The sequence below is a fragment of the Streptomyces sp. NPDC002574 genome, from assembly GCF_042889545.1.
In the GTDB taxonomy this organism is placed as follows: domain Bacteria; phylum Actinomycetota; class Actinomycetes; order Streptomycetales; family Streptomycetaceae; genus Actinacidiphila.
In genome coordinates this window covers 432371-449492 of record NZ_JBIARB010000003.1, presented here as the reverse complement: position 1 = coordinate 449492, position 17122 = coordinate 432371, and the positions used below count along the sequence as shown (strand labels likewise).

The 17122-nt window shown below is 72.5% G+C and carries 12 protein-coding genes; 3 read left to right on the top strand and 9 right to left on the bottom strand.

The genetic code is table 11. From position 1 onward, the window contains the following. Positions 1 to 147: 147 nt before the first annotated feature. The 5 genes from ilvC to ACFYXS_RS08885 all read right to left on the bottom strand — a co-directional run bounded on the left by ilvC (position 148) and on the right by ACFYXS_RS08885 (position 7961). Positions 148 to 1146, bottom strand: a complete 999-nt coding sequence (ilvC, locus tag ACFYXS_RS08905; protein WP_389245430.1) for a ketol-acid reductoisomerase — start codon at positions 1144 to 1146, stop codon at positions 148 to 150. A gap of 76 nt (positions 1147 to 1222) precedes the next feature. After that, positions 1223 to 1750: an acetolactate synthase small subunit gene (gene ilvN / locus ACFYXS_RS08900; protein WP_319659806.1), complete on the bottom strand. Its 528-nt coding sequence runs from the start codon at positions 1748 to 1750 to the stop codon at positions 1223 to 1225. Positions 1751 to 1812: 62 nt separating this feature from the next. Beyond that, positions 1813 to 3690, bottom strand: coding sequence for an acetolactate synthase large subunit (locus ACFYXS_RS08895; RefSeq protein WP_389245428.1), 1878 nt, complete (start codon positions 3688 to 3690; stop codon positions 1813 to 1815). Between the two features lie 212 nt (positions 3691 to 3902). Further along, positions 3903 to 6725 carry an EAL domain-containing protein gene (locus ACFYXS_RS08890; protein ID WP_389245426.1) on the bottom strand — a complete coding sequence of 941 codons (2823 nt, stop codon included), beginning with the start codon at positions 6723 to 6725 and terminating at the stop codon, positions 3903 to 3905. A gap of 282 nt (positions 6726 to 7007) precedes the next feature. After that, positions 7008 to 7961 (bottom strand): 2-hydroxyacid dehydrogenase, encoded by a 954-nt coding sequence (locus tag ACFYXS_RS08885; RefSeq protein ID WP_389245424.1) that lies wholly within the window; start codon positions 7959 to 7961, stop codon positions 7008 to 7010. 56 nt (positions 7962 to 8017) lie between these two features. Between ACFYXS_RS08885 and ACFYXS_RS08880 the strand changes: the two genes are divergently transcribed. The 3 genes from ACFYXS_RS08880 (at position 8018) to ACFYXS_RS08870 (ending at position 10517) form a co-directional block, all read left to right on the top strand. Next, positions 8018 to 9010 (top strand): aldo/keto reductase, encoded by a 993-nt coding sequence (locus tag ACFYXS_RS08880; RefSeq protein WP_389245422.1) that lies wholly within the window; start codon positions 8018 to 8020, stop codon positions 9008 to 9010. Positions 9011 to 9080: 70 nt separating this feature from the next. After that, a complete protein-coding gene (locus ACFYXS_RS08875) occupies positions 9081 to 10289 on the top strand; it encodes a PQQ-dependent sugar dehydrogenase (RefSeq protein ID WP_389245833.1) in 1209 nt (402 codons plus the stop codon). A gap of 21 nt (positions 10290 to 10310) precedes the next feature. Beyond that, complete coding sequence (locus ACFYXS_RS08870; protein ID WP_389245420.1) at positions 10311 to 10517, top strand: DUF6191 domain-containing protein; 207 nt, start codon at positions 10311 to 10313, stop codon at positions 10515 to 10517. On the opposite strand, the gene ACFYXS_RS08865 is transcribed toward ACFYXS_RS08870, so the two are convergent. The 4 genes from ACFYXS_RS08865 to ACFYXS_RS08850 all read right to left on the bottom strand — a co-directional run bounded on the left by ACFYXS_RS08865 (position 10514) and on the right by ACFYXS_RS08850 (position 16924). Further along, on the bottom strand, positions 10514 to 13561 hold the full coding sequence (locus tag ACFYXS_RS08865; RefSeq protein WP_389245831.1) for an AAA family ATPase: 3048 nt from the start codon (positions 13559 to 13561) through the stop codon (positions 10514 to 10516). The two genes, ACFYXS_RS08870 and ACFYXS_RS08865, sit on opposite strands and share 4 nt — an antisense overlap. A 50-nt stretch (positions 13562 to 13611) precedes the next feature. After that, positions 13612 to 13923 carry a hypothetical protein gene (locus ACFYXS_RS08860; RefSeq protein WP_389245418.1) on the bottom strand — a complete coding sequence of 104 codons (312 nt, stop codon included), beginning with the start codon at positions 13921 to 13923 and terminating at the stop codon, positions 13612 to 13614. Positions 13924 to 14039: 116 nt separating this feature from the next. After that, the gene (locus ACFYXS_RS08855; RefSeq protein WP_389245416.1) at positions 14040 to 14702 is read right to left on the bottom strand and encodes a hypothetical protein; all 663 of its coding nucleotides are present in this window, start codon (positions 14700 to 14702) and stop codon (positions 14040 to 14042) included. A 17-nt stretch (positions 14703 to 14719) separates the two neighbouring features. Further along, on the bottom strand, positions 14720 to 16924 hold the full coding sequence (locus ACFYXS_RS08850) for an MMPL family transporter (protein ID WP_389245414.1): 2205 nt from the start codon (positions 16922 to 16924) through the stop codon (positions 14720 to 14722). Positions 16925 to 17122: the final 198 nt, after the last annotated feature.

Here is a 17122-nt window from a genome sequence, read left to right as displayed (position 1 = left end):
ACGCGCTTGTTAAGGGAGTGTATCGGCGGCGGGCGCCGCATCCTGCGCCATCGCGGAAGGATCACCCGCACGAGGGTGTACGACGTGGCCAAAGCGGACGGTCCCGGGGGCGCGGAGCCTCCGGGACCGTACACACCGCATGAGGCATTACGCCTCTTCGTCCACCCAGCTCATCAGCTTGCGCAGCTTCTTGCCGGTGGTCTCCAGCAGGTGGTTCTCGTCGGCCTTCTTGTACTCGTTGTACTTCGGCAGGCCGGCGTTGTACTCGGCGATCCAGTTGTTGGCGAAGGAGCCGTCCTGGATCTCACCGAGGATCTTCTTCATCTCCGCCTTGGTCGCGTCGGTGATGATGCGGGGGCCGGTGATGTAGTCGCCCCACTCGGCGGTCTCGGAGATGGACCAGCGCATCTTCTCCAGGCCGCCCTCGTACATCAGGTCCACGATGAGCTTGAGCTCGTGCAGGCACTCGAAGTACGCGATCTCCGGCTGGTAACCGGCCTCGGTCAGGGTCTCGAAACCGGCCTTGACCAGCGCGGTGGTGCCGCCGCAGAGCACCGCCTGCTCGCCGAACAGGTCGGTCTCGGTCTCCTCGGTGAAGGTCGTCTTGATGACGCCCGCACGGGTGCCGCCGATCGCCTTGGCGTAGGACAGCGTGAGCCCGAAGCCGTTCCCGGTCGCGTCCTGCTCGACGGCCGCGATGCACGGAACGCCGCGGCCCTCCTCGTACTGACGGCGCACCAGGTGGCCGGGGCCCTTGGGGGCGACCATGCACACGTCGACACCGGCCGGCGGCTTGATGAAGCCGTAGCGGATGTTGAGGCCGTGGCCGAAGAACAGCGCGTCGCCGTCCTTCAGGTTGTCCTTGATGGACTCCTCGTACACCTTGGCCTGGATCGGGTCCGGGACCAGGATCATGATGACGTCGGCCTCGGCCGCGGCCTCGGCCGGGGTGACCACACGCAGGCCCTGCTCCTCGGCCTTGGCCTTGGACTTCGAGCCCTCGTGCAGACCGACGCGCACGTCGACCCCCGAGTCGCGCAGGGACAGCGCGTGGGCGTGGCCCTGGCTCCCGTAGCCGATGACCGCGACCTTGCGGCCCTGGATGATGGACAGGTCGGCGTCGTCGTCGTAGAACAGCTCGGCCACTTGGGGTCTCTCCTTGGGATCTCGCGGGTTGCCCACACACTACGTCCGTGGGCGCAGGACTAGTTTTGCGGTCTCGCTATGCGGTCCGGTCGAGGGCGCGCAGGGAGCGGTCGGTGATCGAGCGGGCGCCGCGGCCGATCGCGATGGTGCCGGACTGGACGAGCTCCTTGATGCCGAAGGGCTCCAGCATCTTCAGCATGGCCTCCAGCTTGTCGGCGCCGCCGGTGGCCTCGATGGTGACGGCCTCCGGGGAGACGTCGACGGTCTTGGCCCGGAACAGCTGCACGATCTCGACGATCTGGGAGCGCGACTCGTTGTCGGCGCGCACCTTCACCAGGACGAGCTCGCGCTGGACAGCGGAACCGGGCTCCAGCTCGACGATCTTCAGCACGTTGACGAGCTTGTTGAGCTGCTTGGTGACCTGCTCCAGCGGGAGGTCCTCGATCACGTTCACCACGATGGTGATGCGGGAGATGTCGGGGTGCTCGGTGGTGCCGACGGCGAGGGAGTCGATGTTGAAGCCGCGGCGGGAGAACAGGGCGGTGATCCGGGCGAGGACACCGGGCTTGTTCTCCACCAGGACGGAGAGCGTGTGCTTGGACATGTCGCGTCGTTCCTCTGGGTTCTGTCTCGGTCGTCGCTCGGTCTTGACGGGCTTCCCGGTCCTCAGTCGTCCGCCGCGTCGCCGAAGTCGGGACGGACGTCGCGGGCGGCCATGATCTCGTCGTTGGAGGTGCCGGCGGCGACCATCGGCCACACCATGGCGTCCTCGTGGACGATGAAGTCGACGACCACGGGGCGGTCGTTGATGGCGTTGGCCTTCTCGATCACCTCGTCGAGGTCGGCGGGGTCCTCGCAGCGCAGGCCCACGCAGCCCATGGCCTCGGCGAGCTTCACGAAGTCCGGGACCCGGGTGCCGCCCCGCGGGCTCTCGCTCGCCCCGGTGTGCGAGCCGCTGCCCGCGTTGGTCTCGCCGCCGTGCAGGACGGTGTTGGAATAGCGCTCGCTGTAGAAGAGCGACTGCCACTGGCGGACCATGCCGAGGGCGCCGTTGTTGATGATGGCGACCTTGATCGGGATGTTGTTCAGCGCGCAGGTGACCAGTTCCTGATTGGTCATCTGGAAGCAGCCGTCGCCGTCGATCGCCCAGACGGTCGAGCCGGGCATGCCGGCCTTGGCGCCCATCGCGGCGGGCACGGCGTAGCCCATCGTTCCGGCACCGCCGGAGTTGAACCAGGTGTTGGGGCGCTCGAAGGAGATGAACTGCGAGGACCACATCTGGTGCTGGCCGACGCCGGCGGCGAAGAGGGTGCCCTCCGGCGCCAGCTCGCCGATGCGCTGGATGACCTGCTGCGGGGACAGGCTGCCGTCGGCGGGCAGGTCGTAGCCGAGCGGGTAGGTGTCGCGCAGGCCGTTGAGCAGCTTCCACCACTCGGTGTAGTCACCGCGGTGGCCGGCGTCGTGGTCGGCCTGGACGGCGACGATCAGGTCGGCGAGGACCTCGCGGGCGTCACCGACGATCGGCACGTCGGCGACCCGGTTCTTGGAGATCTCCGCCGGGTCGATGTCGGCGTGGACGATCTTGGCGTACGGGGCGAAGGAGTCCAGCTTGCCGGTGACCCGGTCGTCGAAGCGGGCGCCGAGGGCGATGATCAGGTCGGCCTTCTGCAGCGCCGCGACGGCGGAGACCGAGCCGTGCATGCCGGGCATGCCGACGTGCTGGGCGTGGCTGTCGGGGAAGGCGCCGAGCGCCATCAGCGTGGTGGTCACCGGGGCGCCGGTCAGCTCGGCCAGGATGCGCAGCTCGGCCGTGGCACGGGCCTTCAGGACGCCGCCGCCGACGTACAGCACCGGGCGCTTGGCCTCGTTGATCAGCCGGGCGGCCTCGCGGATCTGCTTGGCGTGCGGCTTGGTCACCGGGCGGTAGCCGGGCAGGTCGGTGACCGGCGGCCAGGAGAAGGTGGTCTGCGCCTGCAGGGCGTCCTTGGCGATGTCGACCAGGACCGGTCCGGGGCGGCCGGTGGAGGCGATGTGGAAGGCCTCGGCGATGGTCCGCGGGATCTCGGCGGCATCGGTGACCAGGAAGTTGTGCTTGGTGATCGGCATGGTGATGCCGCAGATGTCCGCCTCCTGGAAGGCGTCGGTGCCGATCGCCTTGGACGCGACCTGGCCGGTGATCGCGACCATGGCGACGGAGTCCATGTGCGCGTCGGCGATCGGGGTGACCAGGTTCGTTGCGCCGGGACCGGAGGTGGCCATGCAGACACCGACCCTGCCGGTGGCCTGCGCGTACCCGGTGGCGGCGTGCCCGGCGCCCTGCTCGTGACGGACCAGGACGTGGCGCACCTTGGTCGAGTCCATCAGCGGGTCGTACGCCGGAAGGATCGCTCCACCCGGGATACCGAACACCGTGTCGGCGCCGACCGCCTCCAGCGAGCGGATGAGGGACTGGGCGCCCGTGACGCGCTCGGCGGTGACGGGCTGCGGCGCGGCGCCGCGGGCCCGCGGCTGCGGGTGGTGGGCCCCGGTGGCCTGCTCGGTCATCTGCTTCTCATCTCTCAGAAGTTTGAGGGTGGAGAGGGTGATATGTCTGGATCCCAGGCAACAAAAAACCCCTCGTGCCCAGGGGCAAGCGAGGGGAGCGCGTCGGTGCATTCCACGAGGCGGGATGGGGCCCCGGGTCAGCCGACGCGCTTTCCAAGTACGAGAATTCGGGTGCGCATGGCACTGACCTTCCTCCTCGGGCCTGCGGGGTGTCAAGCGGGTGGGACGGGCGTCTCAGCATTCGAGAGAACCTCGTCCGGGACGCGTGTGCCGTGCGCGGGGGTCCTGCCGCCGGGCAGGAGCGCCGTGTCCCCGGGGACGGGGTAGCCGCCGCGCGTGAGCGAGGAGCGCAGCCGGTGCTCGTCCAGGGGCCCCGAGAATGCCATGCCCTGGCCGTGCGTGCACCGCATCTCACGCAACGCGAGCACTTGCTCCGGGCGGTCCACCCCCTCGGCCACCGACCGGATGCCGAGGTCCTCGGCGATGCCCAGCAGACCTGTGGTGATCTTGCGCAGCCGGGCGGACTCCGCGACTCCCTCGGTCAGGCTCCGGTCCAGCTTGAGGACGTCCAGCGGCAGCCGCCGCAGGGCGTTCATCGGCGCGTAGCCGGTGCCGAAGCCCTCCAGGGCGATCCGTACGCCGAGACGGCGCAGCGCGGTCAGCCGGCGCTCCAGCTCGTCGAAGGAGATGCGCGGGTCCTGGTCCGCGAGCTGCAGCACCAGTGCGCCCGGCGGTAGCCCGTGCTTGTGGAGCAGCGCCTCGATGTCCTTGGTGGGCAGCTCGCGGTGCATCAGCCGGCGGGTGGAGAGCCGGACGGCGACGGGCACCTGGAGACCCGCCGTGTGCCGCAGGGCGGCCTGGCGCACGGCCTCCTCCAGCAGCCAGCGGGCCAGCTGGGAGGTGCGGTCGGTGTCCTCGGCGACCCGGAGGAACTCCGCGGGGGTGAAGAGGATGCCCTGGGCGGAGCGCCAGCGGGCCTGTGCCTCGACGGCCGTGACCTCGCCGCTGCCCAGGTCGACCACCGGCTGGTGGAGCAGCGCGAACTCGCCGTCGCGCAGCGCCGAGCGCAGGCGTCCGGCCAGCTCGGCACGGCGCACGACCTCGGCCTGCATGGCCGGCGCGTACATCTCCACCCGGCCCTTGCCGGCCTGCTTGGCCCGGTACATCGCCAGGTCGGCGTTGCGCAGCAGCTCGCCCGGGCTGACACCGGCGTCGGCGAAGGCGACCCCGATGCTGGCGGCCACCCGCACCTCCGTGCCGTCCACGCGGTACGGCTCGGAGAGCGCGGCCCGCAGCCGGTCGGCGACCTCGTGCACCTGGTACTCGCGCAGATGGCGGTCGGCGCTGGTGCCGCAGATGAGGGCCGCGAACTCGTCGCCGCCGAGACGGGCCGCGGTGTCGCCGGCGCGCACCGACTCCTGGAGCCGGCGGGCGGCCTGGACGAGCAGCTCGTCGCCGGCCTGGTGGCCCACGGTGTCGTTGACCGCCTTGAAGCCGTCGAGGTCGATGAAGAGCACCGCGGTGGTCCCTGGCTCGCCGTCGCCCGCGCGGCGGCCGCCGAGTGCCTGCCGGATGCGCTCGGTGAACAGGGCGCGGTTGGGCAGGTCCGTGAGCGGGTCGTGCGAGGCGTTGTGCTGCAGTTGCGCCTGGAGCCGGACACGCTCGGTGACGTCGCGGCTGTTGAAGATCAGGCCGCCCTGGTAGCGGTTGACGCTGGACTCGACGTTGAGCCAACTGCCGTCGCCATGGTGGATGCGGCACTCGATGCGGGTGGCGGGCTCCTGCGCGGGATGCGCGGCCAGGAAGCGGCGCACCTCGTGCAGCACGCGCCCGAGGTCGTCGGGATGGATGTGGGAGGCGAACTCCGTGCCGACCATCTCCTCCGCCTCCCGCCCGTACACGCCGGTGGCTGCGGGGCTGACGTACCGCAGCACGCCGGTGGGCGAGGCGATCATGATGACGTCGCTGGAGCCCTGCACCAGGGAGCGGAAGTGGTTCTCCTTCTGGGCGAGCTCCTGGGCGAGGGAGATGTTGTCGAGCAGCATGATGCCCTGGCGCACCACCAGGGCGAGGACGACGGTGCAGCCGGCGAAGAGCACCACACGGTCGATCTTCCGGCCGTCGATGGCGTTGTAGAGGATGCCGAGGACGCAGACCGCGGCGGCGAGGTACGGCGTGAGCGCCGCCAGGGAGCCGCTCGAGCGGCGCGGCTGGGGCGCGGGGCGCCGCTCGAAGGTCTTCTCCCGGCTGCCCACCCAGGGCGCGTACGCCAGCAGCATGCTGCCCGCGAACCAGCCCGCGTCGAGGATCTGGCCGGAGCGGTAGTGCTCGCGCAGCAGGGGCGAGGTGAACAGGGCGTCGCAGAGCACGGTCAGGGCGAGCGAGGCGATGGCGGTGTTGACCGCCGCGCGATTGGCCGAGGAGCGCCGGAAGTGCAGTGCCAGCACCATGCTGACCAGCAGGATGTCGAGCAGCGGGTACGCCAGCGACAGGGCGATGCGCGCGGTGCTGCGCCCTTCCCACAGCGCGGCCTGCGCGAGGGCCAGTGTCCAGGACAAGGTGAGCAGTGAACCGGCGATGAGCCAGGCGTCCAGCCCCAGGCAGACCCAGCCGGCCCGGGTGACCGGGCGCTTGGCGAGCACGAGCAGGCCGATGATCGCGGGCGGGGCGAAGAGCAGGAAGCAGAAGTCGGCGAGCGAGGTGCGCGGCACGTCCTCGCGCAGCACGACCTCGTACCAGCCCCAGATGCCGTTGCCGAGCGCGACCATGGCGGACGAGACGGCGAACAGCACCCAGGCGGGCCGCTGCCGGCGGGCCACGGTGCGGCTGTACGCCAGGCACGAGACGGTGGCCGCCAGGGCGGCGCCGGAGAGCCCGAAGTCCCCCATCACCACGGCCAGCTCCGCGGAGCCCCATCCGAGGGCGGCGCCGGTCGCGTAGCCGCCGCAGAGCACGGCCACGACGAACTGCGGCAGGAGCGCCGCCCGGCTGTCCGGGACCGGCGCCCCCGCGAGAACCGCCCCTTGGGCACTCACGGCGTCGTCCCGGAATGCCGTGAGCGCTCCCGGCGTGGTGTGCCGTGGTCCCGCTTCCGGTGCTCTCTCCATTGGCCGCACATCGCCCGTCGCCCCCCATCAAGTCCTAAGCCGTCCCGCGCCCGTTCACGGCATTCCACGCCACGCCGGTCGCGTTCCCCCAATCCGGGACGATACACCAGAGTGGTCACTCAGGGACATAGTTCCTCTACACAGCGTGACCGGCAAGAGGAGCCGCAGGGTCTTTCAGTCACCGGGTGCCACAAGGGAGTTAAGGGGCCGTCAGGTCGTGGTCACGATGTTGGCCAGGTTCTCACCCGCCGCGAACCGGCGCAGCTGCTCGCGCAGCAGCAGCTTGGCGCGGGGAAGGAAGGCGGACGTACTGCCCCCGACGTGCGGGCTGATGAGGACGCCGGGGGCGTGCCAGAGCGGGTGCCCGGCGGGCAGCGGCTCGGGGTCGGTGACATCGAGTGCCGCCCGCACCCGGCCGGTCGTCAGCTCGGCGACCAGGGCGGCGGTGTCCACCACGGGCCCGCGGGCGACGTTCACCAGGAGGGCGCCGTCCTTCATCCCGGCCAGGAACGCGGCGTCCACCAGCCCCCGGGTGGCCTCGGTCAGCGGGGTCGACAGGACGACCACGTCGGCGGCGGGCAGCAGCGCGGGCAGGTCCCCCAGGGCATGCACCGGGCCGCGCGGGGAGCGGCGGGCCAGGCGGGCGACGCGGACGACGTCGCACTCGAAGGCGGTGAGCCGGTCCTCGATGGCGGCCCCGATGGACCCGTAGCCGACGATCAGGACGCTCTTGTCGGCCAGGGCCGGGTAGAAGCCGTCGTGCCACTCCTCGGCGTCCTGCCCGCGCACGAAGCGCGGGACGCCGCGCAGGGAGGCCAGGGTGAGCGTCAGGGCCAGTTCCGCGGTGCTCGCCTCGTGCACACCGCGGGCGTTGCACAGGCGCACGCCGGACGGGAGCGTCGACAGGTGCGGCAGCACGTGGTCCACGCCCGCGCTGAGCGTCTGCACCACCTGAAGGCCCGTCATCCGCGCGAGCGGGCGGCCGGCGACCTCCGCGCCCTTCATGTACGGCACCACGTAGAAGTCCGCCTCCGCCGGGTCGCCGGGGTAGTCCTCGGCGCCGTCCCAGAAGAGGTAGTCCACGGTGTCCGGGAGACCTTCGATGCCCTCGGCGGGGATCGGCAGCCATGCGGTGGGGCGGTGGTTCCGGGTGATGTCAGCCATGGTCAGGAGGCTATGACACAGTGGGGCGGCGCGAGAGGTCAGCGGAGGTCATCCAGGTGGAGCGCAGGACGGTCGGGGCGGCGGCTCTCGAGGTGGGCGCCGTGGGACTGGGGTGCATGCCGATGAGCTGGGCGTACACCACCTCGCAGCAGGACGGGGAAGCGTCCCTGCGGACCGTGCACGCGGCGCTCGACCGGGGGACGACCCTGCTGGACACCGCCGACATCTACGGTCCGTTCACCAATGAGCTGCTGCTGGGGCGGGTCCTGAAGCACCGCCGGGACGAGGTGTTCCTCTCCACCAAGGGCGGGCTGCTGGTGGGCGAACAGCACCTGGTGGCCAATGGGCGGCCCTCCTATGTGCGGCGGGCCTGCGACGCGTCGCTGCGGCGGCTGCAGACGGACGTGATCGACCTCTACCAACTGCACCGGGCCGATCCGGAGGTGCCGGTCGAGGAGACCTGGGGCGCGATGGCGGAACTGGTCGCGGCCGGCAAGGTGCGCGCGCTGGGCTGGTGCGCGGTGGGCGCGCGGGCGGCTCGCCGCGCCGGGTCCCGGACGTACGACGAGACGCTCGCCCATCTGCGCCGGGTGCAGCAGGTGTTCCCGGTCAGCTGTGTGCAGGCCGAGCTGTCGGTGTGGTCGCCCGAGGCGCTGGCCGAACTGCTGCCCTGGTGCACCCAGCGCGGGATCGGCTTCATGGCGGCGATGCCGCTGGGCAACGGCTTCCTGACGGGCACGCTCACCCCGGGCCAGGGCTTCGAGCGGGACGACACACGGGCGCGGCACCCGCGGTTCACCGCCGAGATGATGGCCGCGAACCAGCCGATCGTGGCGGGACTGCGCCGGGTCGCCGAGGCGCGCGGCGCGACGCCGGCGCAGGTGGCGCTGGCCTGGGTGCTCGCACAGGGACGGCAGGTGGTGCCGGTGCCGGGGACCAAGCGGGAGCGGTGGGCGGCCGAGAACGCGGGAGCGGCCGAACTCACGTTGACCACTGAGGACTTCGCCGAGATAGCCGGCCTGCCGCCGGCGCGCGGCTCCTGGGACTGAACGCGGAGGCCTCCCGCTTTCCCGCCACGGCGGGAACCCGCAACGGCCGGGCGGTGTAGTGACAGATGTGATGTGCTGGAAGTCCGTGCCGCAGGACCACCGGGAGGGAAGCGTGGGACGCCGTGCCGCCGTCGTCACCGCCGCGCTGGCCAGTGCCGCGCTGCTGACGACGGGATGCTCCTCCGCCGGGGACCCGTTGACGCCCCCGGCGACCTCCGCGCCCGCCTCCTCCTCGGCCGCCCCCGCCCCGCCGCCCGACGGCTCGACGGCGCCCGCCGCGCCCGCGAAGGGCTCGGCGAAGGTCGTGGGCACCGTCGCGACCGGGCTGAACACCCCGTGGGGCGTGGCCGTCCTGCAGGACGGCGGGCTGCTGGTCGCCTCACGCGACACCGGCAGGATCGTCCGGGTGGACCCGGACACCGGCCGCACGACCGTGGCCGGCACGGTGCCCGGGGTCTCCTCCGGCGGTGAGGGCGGCCTTCTCGGGCTCGCGGTCTCCCCCGGCTTCGCGACCGACCACTTGGTGTACGCGTACTTCACCACCGACTCCGACAACCGCATCGCCCGCATGTTGTACGACCCGGCGAAGCCCGCAGGTGAACAGCTCGGCGCCCCCGACACCATCGTGCGCGGCATTCCGCACGGCGCCATCCACAACGGCGGCCGGATCGCCTTCGGCCCGGACGGCATGCTGTACGCGGGGACCGGCGAGAGCGGCGACCGGGGCCTGGCCCAGGACAAGAAGTCCCTCGGCGGCAAGATCCTGCGCATGACGCCGGACGGCGAGCCGGTGCACGGCAATCCCGAGGCGGACTCGCTCGTCTACTCCTACGGCCACCGCAATGTGCAGGGCCTGACCTGGGACGCCCAGGGGCGGCTGTGGGCCTCGGAGTTCGGCCAGGACACCTGGGACGAGGTCAACCTCATCGAGCCGGGCAGGAACTACGGCTGGCCCGTCGTCGAGGGCCTGGCCCACCGTGCGGGCTACGCCGACCCGATCGCCACCTGGCACACCGACGACGCCTCGCCCAGCGGCATCGTCTGGGCCAAGGGCTCCTTGTGGATGGCCTCGCTGCGCGGCGCCCGGCTGTGGCGCATCCCGCTGGCGGGCACGAAGGCCGCGGCGAAGCCGCAGGCCTTCCTCGTCGGCACGTACGGACGGCTGCGCACGGTCGTGGCCGACCCCGACGGCGATCTGCTGCTGACGACGAGCAACACCGACGGCAGGGGGGAGCCCCGCAAGGGCGACGACCGCATACTGCGACTGAAGGTCGGCTGACGACACCACCCCGGGGGTGCGATGTTCAACGCGCTGCAGGAACTGTTCGCGCCAGGACGACGGCACACCGAGGACGAGCGCAACCGGCTGGAGCTGGTGCGGGACGAGGCCGGCGACGCCGATCCGGGCCGCGGCCCGATCGACCTGGACTCGGGCGCGGTGGTGATCCGCCCGCCCGGGCCGCGCCCGCGGGCCACGGAAAGGGGGCCGGGGCCCGGGGCGGGTTAGGCCCGTACGTCGGGGAAGAGGCGCAGGCGGTGGGCGAGCGCGGCGGCCTCGCCTCGGCCGGAGACGCCGAGCTTGGCCAGGATGTTGGAGACGTGCACGCTCGCCGTCTTGGGCGAGATGAACAGCTCCTCGGCGATACGGCGGTTGGTCCAGCCCGCGGCGACCCGGCGCAGCACCTCGCGCTCCCGCGTCGTGAGGCCGAAGGGCTCGGGCTCCTCCCCGGGCGGCTCGGCGGAGGGGGTCCCCGGATCGTCCAGCGGGAGGCGTCCGCGCCGGGCGAGGAGTTCCACGGCATCGGTCAGCGGCGCCGCGCCCAGGGCCGCGGCCGCCTCGCGGGCCTGCAGGAGTAGTACGGCCGCGTGGTCGCGGGCCTCCGGACCGCCCTGGGCGAGCAGCGCCTCGGCGTACCGCAGCCGTACCTGGGCGAGCGGATGGGGGCGGTCCAGCGCGCCGAACGCCTCCTCGGCGGCGGCCCAGGGCGCGGGGTCGGTGCCGCCCTCGGCGCGCGTCAGTTCGGCGTCGACGAGCTGGGCGTACGCCGCCCACACCGGGGCGAGGCGGGGCAGCCGGCACGCGGCGTCGCGGATGAGCGCGAGCGTCGCGGCCCGGTCGGCGTCGGCGCCCGGCAGACCGAGCACGTCGGCCTCCACGGCGGCAGCGGTGTGCAGCAGGGGCCAGGCGTACCGGTGTACGGCGGCCGGGAAACCGGCGGCGAGGGCGGCGCGCACCTCGGCGCGGGCTTCGAGGAAGCGCCCGCGGCCCGCCGCCACGGCCACCGTCAGGTGGTGCAGCGGCACGGTGTTCTGCGGCTGGTGGTCCTGGGCGCCCAGGTGCTCCCGGGCGGAGGCGATCCGGGCCTCGGCCGCCGCGTGGTCGCCGCGCAGTACGGCGACGTGGGCCAGCAGCATCGCCGCCCAGCCGAGGTAGAGGGCGTGCTCGGAGGTGTCGCGGCCGTGGGTGGCCAGGGCCGTCGCCTCGTCCCAGCGGCCGAGGGCGAGCAGCGACTCGGCCTCGTTGGCCGCGGCGAAGGCGGCACCGTCGCGCAGTCCGTGGCACCTGGCGTTCTCGGCACCCCGGCGTGCGACGGCGACGGACTCCTCGGAGCGGCCCACCGTCTCCAGTGCGGCCGCCAGGTTGGCGTCCGCGTTGACCACGAGGCCGGCGTGCCGCCCTGAGGCCGCGGCCTGCTCACGGGCCGCGGTGAGCTCGGCCAGCCCGCCGTCCACGTCGCCGCAGGCGCCGAGCAGGACGCCGAGGGTGATGCGGGCGCGGAGCTCGGTCTCCTCCGCCCCGACGAGCCGGGCCAGTTCGACGGCGCGCTCGGCGGTGCTGATGCTCTCCGGCCCCGGGTCGTGCAGCATGCCCCAGCCCGCGGCGGTCTCCAGCACCTCGGCGTGGACGGGCGACGGCGGCAGCCCGTCGACCAGTTCCTGGGCGCGGGAGATCTCCGCCCATCCGTCACCGCGTCCCATCGCCGCCATCAGCCGCGACCGCTGGATCCAGAACCAGGCGGCGCGCAGCGGATCGTCGTCCCGCTCCAGCAGTCGCAGGGCGCGCTTGGTGACGTCGTACGCGCCTTCGCGGTCGGCGCTGAGACGGGCGGCGACGGCGGTCTCGGCGAGCAGGTCGAGGTAGCGCAGGGGCGTGCCTGCGGGGTCGCAGCCGCACGGCGGGTAGACCTCGACGTAGTCCATCGGCCGCAGTGCCGCCCGGACGTCCCGCGGGGCGTCGTCCCACAGTTCCAGGGCGCGTTCGAGCAGGCCGTGCTGCTCGGCGTAGGCGTGCCGGCGCCGTGCCTCGACCGAGGCGCGCAGCACGGCGGGCAGCGCGCGGGTCGGGTCGTGGGCGTGGTACCAGTAGCTCGCGAGCCGGGCGGGCAGTTCGTCGGCCGGTACGAGGGCCGGGTGGGCCTCCAGTGCCTCGGCGTAGCGGCGGTTGAGGCGGCTGCGCTCACCGGGAAGCAGGTCGTCGCCGACCGCCTCGCGGACCAGCGAGTGCCGGAAGCGGTAGCCGTCGCCGTCCTCGGTGGGTATGAGGATCTTGGCGCCGACGGCGGCCCGCAGTGCCTCCAGGAGGTCGTCCTCGCCGAGCCCCGCCACGGCGGCGAGCAGCGGGTGCTCGACGGTGGAGCCGCCCTCGGCGACGACGCGGGCGACCCGCTGCGCGGTCTCGGGCAGTGTCTCGACGCGTACCAGCAGCAGGTCGCGGAGGCTGTCGCTGAGCCCGGTGCGGCAGCCCTGGGTGATGCTGCAGGCCAGTTCCTCGACGAAGAAGGGGTTGCCGTCGGAGCGTGCGAAGACCCGCTCGACCAGCGACGGCGTGGGCTCGGCGGCGAGGATGCCGGCGACCTGGGCCCGCACCTCGGCCCGGCTGAAGCGGGACAGCTCGATGCGCTCGACGGTGCGCATCCGGTCGAGTTCGGCGAGGAAGGGCCGCAGCGGGTGGCGGCGGTGGATGTCGTCGGAGCGGTACGTGGCCAGCACGACCAGCCGCCCGCGGGACGCCGACCGCAGCAGGTAGGCGAGGAGTTCACGGGTGGAGCGGTCCGCCCAGTGCAGGTCCTCCAGGGCGATGACGAGGGTGCGGTCCTCGGACAGCCGCTCCAGCAGGCGCGCGGTGAGGTCGAACAGCCGGGCGCGGCCGTCCTCGTCGTGCCGCTCCCGGGGTGCGTCGGGGCCGCCGGGCAGTCCGATCCCGGGGAGCAGGCGGGCCAGTTCGCCCTCGCGACCCGCCGCGGCCGCGATCAGCTCGGCGCCCAGCTGCCGGTGCAGGGTCCGCAGGATGGTCGCGACGGGCGCGAACGGCAGTCCGTCCGCGCCGATCTCCACGCAGCCGCCGACGGCGGTGACCGTGCCGGGATCGCAGGCCGCCGCGAGGAACTCCTCCACCAGCCGGGTCTTGCCGACCCCCGCCTCGCCGCCGATGACCAGCGCCTGCGGCTCGCCCGCGTGAGCGCGGGCGAGCGCGGAGACGAGCCGGGTCAGTTCGCGGGCACGGCCCACGAACACCGGGCTGACGGACTGGTTCTGCACGGTCCCGAGCATCGCACGGGGGTCCGACAGTGCGGTACCGGATTGCGCCGGCACCGTGACGGTCATCCGGCCGCCCCCAGTCCGCGCAGCCGCCGGCCGCGCCGGGCCGGCCTGCCGGGCCGGGGCCCTGCTTCGTCGGGGGCTTCGTCGGGGGTTTCGTCGGGGGCTTCGTCGTGGGCTTCGTCGTGGGCGGCCCCGGTGCCGCTGCGGCGGGCGGTCCGGCGGACCTCGCGTGCGGCCTCGCGCGTGGCCCGGCGCGCCTCGCGCGCCAGGCGGAACTCCGCGGCCTCGCGCAGCAGTTCCTCGCTGCGGGCCCGGCCGAGCATCTCGTGCAGGTACATCGCCGACTCCTTGGGGACGGGGCGGATGGTCAACCGGCTTCTTTCTCCGATGACTTCAGCCTCGTCCCCAAGGCGGGGGCGCCGCATCGGGCAACCTCCCAGGCTTCGGCGGCCAGGATGCCTTAGGCGGCTCCGGCAGGTGCTCAGGTTCAGCCGCCGCTGCCGGCGGGGGCGGTCGTGGCGGGCACGGTGGGCAGTGAGGCGAACAGGTCGAAGTACATGCCGACCGCTATGAGCAGGCCCAGGACACCCAGCACCAGCCCGCCCCAGGCGAGGGCGCGCGCCCACGGCGCGGAGTCGCGCACGGCGAGCAGCACGACCCCGGCGACGATGAGGGCCACCAGCGCGAAGGCCCCGTTGATCGCGGCCACGGTGTGCCACGGCGCGGCGTATATCTGGTTGATCTGCTCGGCGGGGCTCGCGGAGGAGGCGCCGATCTGCCCGACGAGCTCACGGCGGGCGGACAGGACGGTGCCCATCCAGGTGCCGGTCAGGGAGACCAGGCCGAGGGCGGCGCCCACGACGGCCGCGGCGCCCGGGAGGACCGCGGCGGAGCGGCCGGCCGGGGTGTCCCCGTTCCCCTCGTCCTCGGCGAACTCGTCGTCCGCGTCGGTGTCCTCGGCGTCCTCGGCGTCCTGGACGGGCTCGCTGTTCTCGGCCTGCTCGGTCTTCTCGGTGGTCTTGGTGCTCGTGCTGCTCTCGGTCTGCGCGTGGTTCTCAGGGGCGGCGTCCGCCGTGGCGCCGTCGGACACGGTCTCCACGGCGTCGGTGGTCGTGCCGGCTGCCGCGTCCGCGGTCTTGGTGGTCTCCATGAGCGGCAACCGTAGGGTCAAATTCTGAGAACTTCCTGAGAATCAGCGCTTTCCGGCCCCTCTGCACCTGAACAAGTGCCTTGCGGGCCCTCGATGCAGATCCGCGGCAGGCGCCGGTCCAGCCACTCCGGCAGCCACCAGTTCCACCGCCCCGTCATGTGCATCAGCGCCGGGACCAGCAGCGTCCGCAGGATGAAGGCGTCCAGGGCGACGGCGGCGGCCAGGCCGATGCCGAACATCGCGATCACCCGGTCACCGCTGAGGACGAAGGCCAGGAAGACGGAGATCATGATGACCGCGGCGGAGTTGATCACGCGGCTGGTCTCGGCCAGGCCGACCCGGACGGCACGGCGGTTGTCGTGCGTCTCCCGCCACTCCTCGTACATGCGGCTCACCAGGAAGACCTGATAGTCCATCGAGAGCCCGAAGAGCACCGAGACCATGATCACCGGCAGGAAGGGCTCGATCGGCCCCGCGGCCCCGAGCCCCAGCAACTCGCTGCCCCAGCCCCACTGGAAGATCGCCACCACGATCCCGAAGGAGGAGGCGACCGCGGCGATGTTCATGACCGCCGCCTTGAGCGGGATGCCGATGCTGCGGAACGCCAGCAGCAGGAGCACGCAGCCGAGGCCGACGACCGAGCCGACGAACAGCGGGAGTTTGCCGACGATCACCGAGGCGAAGTCCGCGTAGCCCGCGGTGACGCCGCCGACGTACACCTGCAGTGAGCTGCCCGCGGTGGCCTCGGGGATGACGTCCTCGCGCAGGTGCGTGACGAGCCGGTCGGTGGCCTGGTCCTGCGGGGAGGTGGTGGGGACGACGTCCACGACGTTCAGCCCGTTGCCGTGCTGCCCGGACTCCAGGTGCACCGCGGCGACGCCCTCGGTGCGCCGCAGAACGTCGGTGAGCCGCTGCAGGGCCGCCCGGTCGGCCGCGTCGCCGGACGTGGCGACCAGTTGCAGCGGCCCGTTGAAGCCGGGCCCGAAGCCGTCCGACAGCATGTCGTACGCCTGCCGGGTGGAGGTCCCCGTGGCGTTGTTGCCCTGGTCCGAGGCGCCCAGGTGGAGGGACATGGTGGGCACGGCCAGGAGCAGCATCACGGCGGCGGCGACCGCCCCGAGGATCCGGGGGTGCCGCTCGACGAAGGCGGACCAGCGGGCGGCGAAGCCGGTGGGCAGTTCCGGCGAGGGGCCGTGCTCGGTGAGCCGGCGGCGCTCCCGGCGACTGAGCGCCCTCATGCCGATCACGCCGAGCAGGGAGGGCAGCAACGTCACCGAGGCGGCTACGGTGAGGATCACGGTCAGCGAGGCGGCGACGGCGACGCCGTTGAGGAAGGACAGCCGCAGGATCAGCATGCCGAGCAGCGCCACGCACACCGTGCCGCCCGCGAAGACCACCGCGCGCCCGGTCGTGGCGACCGCCTTCTCCGCGGCCTCGCGCACCGCCAGGCCCTGTTTGAGCCCCCTGCGGTGCCGGGTGACGATGAACAGGGCGTAGTCGATGCCGACGCCCAGCCCGACGAGCATGCCGAGCATCGGCGCGAAATCGGCCACCCGCATCAGGTGGCCGAGCAGTTCGATGGCCATGTACGCGGTGCCCACGCTGACCAGCGCGGTGATGATCGGCAGGAACATCGCGAAGAGCGAGCCGAACGCCAGCAGCAGCACCACGGCCGCGACGGCGACGCCCACCACCTCGCTGATGTGGCCGCCGCCGCCCTCGGTGAGCGCGATGGCACTGCCGCCCAGCGCGACCGTGGTGTCCGCGTCGGCGGCCGCCTTCGCGGTGTCGACGACCTTCTGCACCTCGTCCGCGCGCAGTTCCTCCGACGGCTGGTCGAACATCACCGTGGCGTAGGCGGTACGGCCGTCCCGGCTGATCTGCTCGGCGCCCTGGGCGCCGTACGGGCCGGTGACCGAGGCGACCCCGGGGAGCGCCGCGACCTTCTCCAGGGCCCCGGTCAGCCGTTCCTTGACGGGCTCCACGCTGACGGTGCCCCTGGCCGTGTGCCAGACGATGGTGTCGCTGTCGCCCGAGGACCCCGGGAAGGCCTCCTTGAGCAGCGCGGTGGCCCTGCTGGAGTCCGTTCCCTTGATGTCGTAGTCGTTGGAGTACGCGGAGCCGGCGACGAGTGCCGCCCCGGACAGGCCGACGAGGGCGGCCAGCCACAGGACGACAACGAGGAGACGGCGGTCGAGGCACCATCGGGCCAGTGCAGCCATATCTGCTCTTCCCAGGAGGTTGCGTGGATCTTTCCGGGAGGAGAAGGCCCCACGAAGAACACCACGTTCGTCTCCGACTGAACCAGGAAGAAATGATCGTTTGCCGCTTTCGTGCGCCTAATCACACCTCTTGACGGGAATTTAACTGGGGCTTACACGCCGCGGACCTGCGACGACGCCGAAGGGGCGGGCCCCCGT

Excerpts from the sequence above, each read along its gene's own strand:
- ACFYXS_RS08875 (WP_389245833.1), top strand. The coding sequence starts at position 9,081 with ATGTGCTGGAAGTCCGTGCCGCAGGACCACCGGGAGGGAAGCGTGGGA.
- ACFYXS_RS08855 (WP_389245416.1), bottom strand. The coding sequence starts at position 14,702 with ATGGAGACCACCAAGACCGCGGACGCGGCAGCCGGCACGACCACCGAC.
- ACFYXS_RS08885 (WP_389245424.1), bottom strand. The coding sequence starts at position 7,961 with ATGGCTGACATCACCCGGAACCACCGCCCCACCGCATGGCTGCCGATC.
- ACFYXS_RS08850 (WP_389245414.1), bottom strand. The coding sequence starts at position 16,924 with ATGGCTGCACTGGCCCGATGGTGCCTCGACCGCCGTCTCCTCGTTGTC.
- ACFYXS_RS08865 (WP_389245831.1), bottom strand. The coding sequence starts at position 13,561 with ATGCTCGGGACCGTGCAGAACCAGTCCGTCAGCCCGGTGTTCGTGGGC.
- ACFYXS_RS08870 (WP_389245420.1), top strand. The coding sequence starts at position 10,311 with ATGTTCAACGCGCTGCAGGAACTGTTCGCGCCAGGACGACGGCACACC.
- ACFYXS_RS08895 (WP_389245428.1), bottom strand. The coding sequence starts at position 3,690 with ATGACCGAGCAGGCCACCGGGGCCCACCACCCGCAGCCGCGGGCCCGC.
- ilvN (WP_319659806.1), bottom strand. The coding sequence starts at position 1,750 with ATGTCCAAGCACACGCTCTCCGTCCTGGTGGAGAACAAGCCCGGTGTC.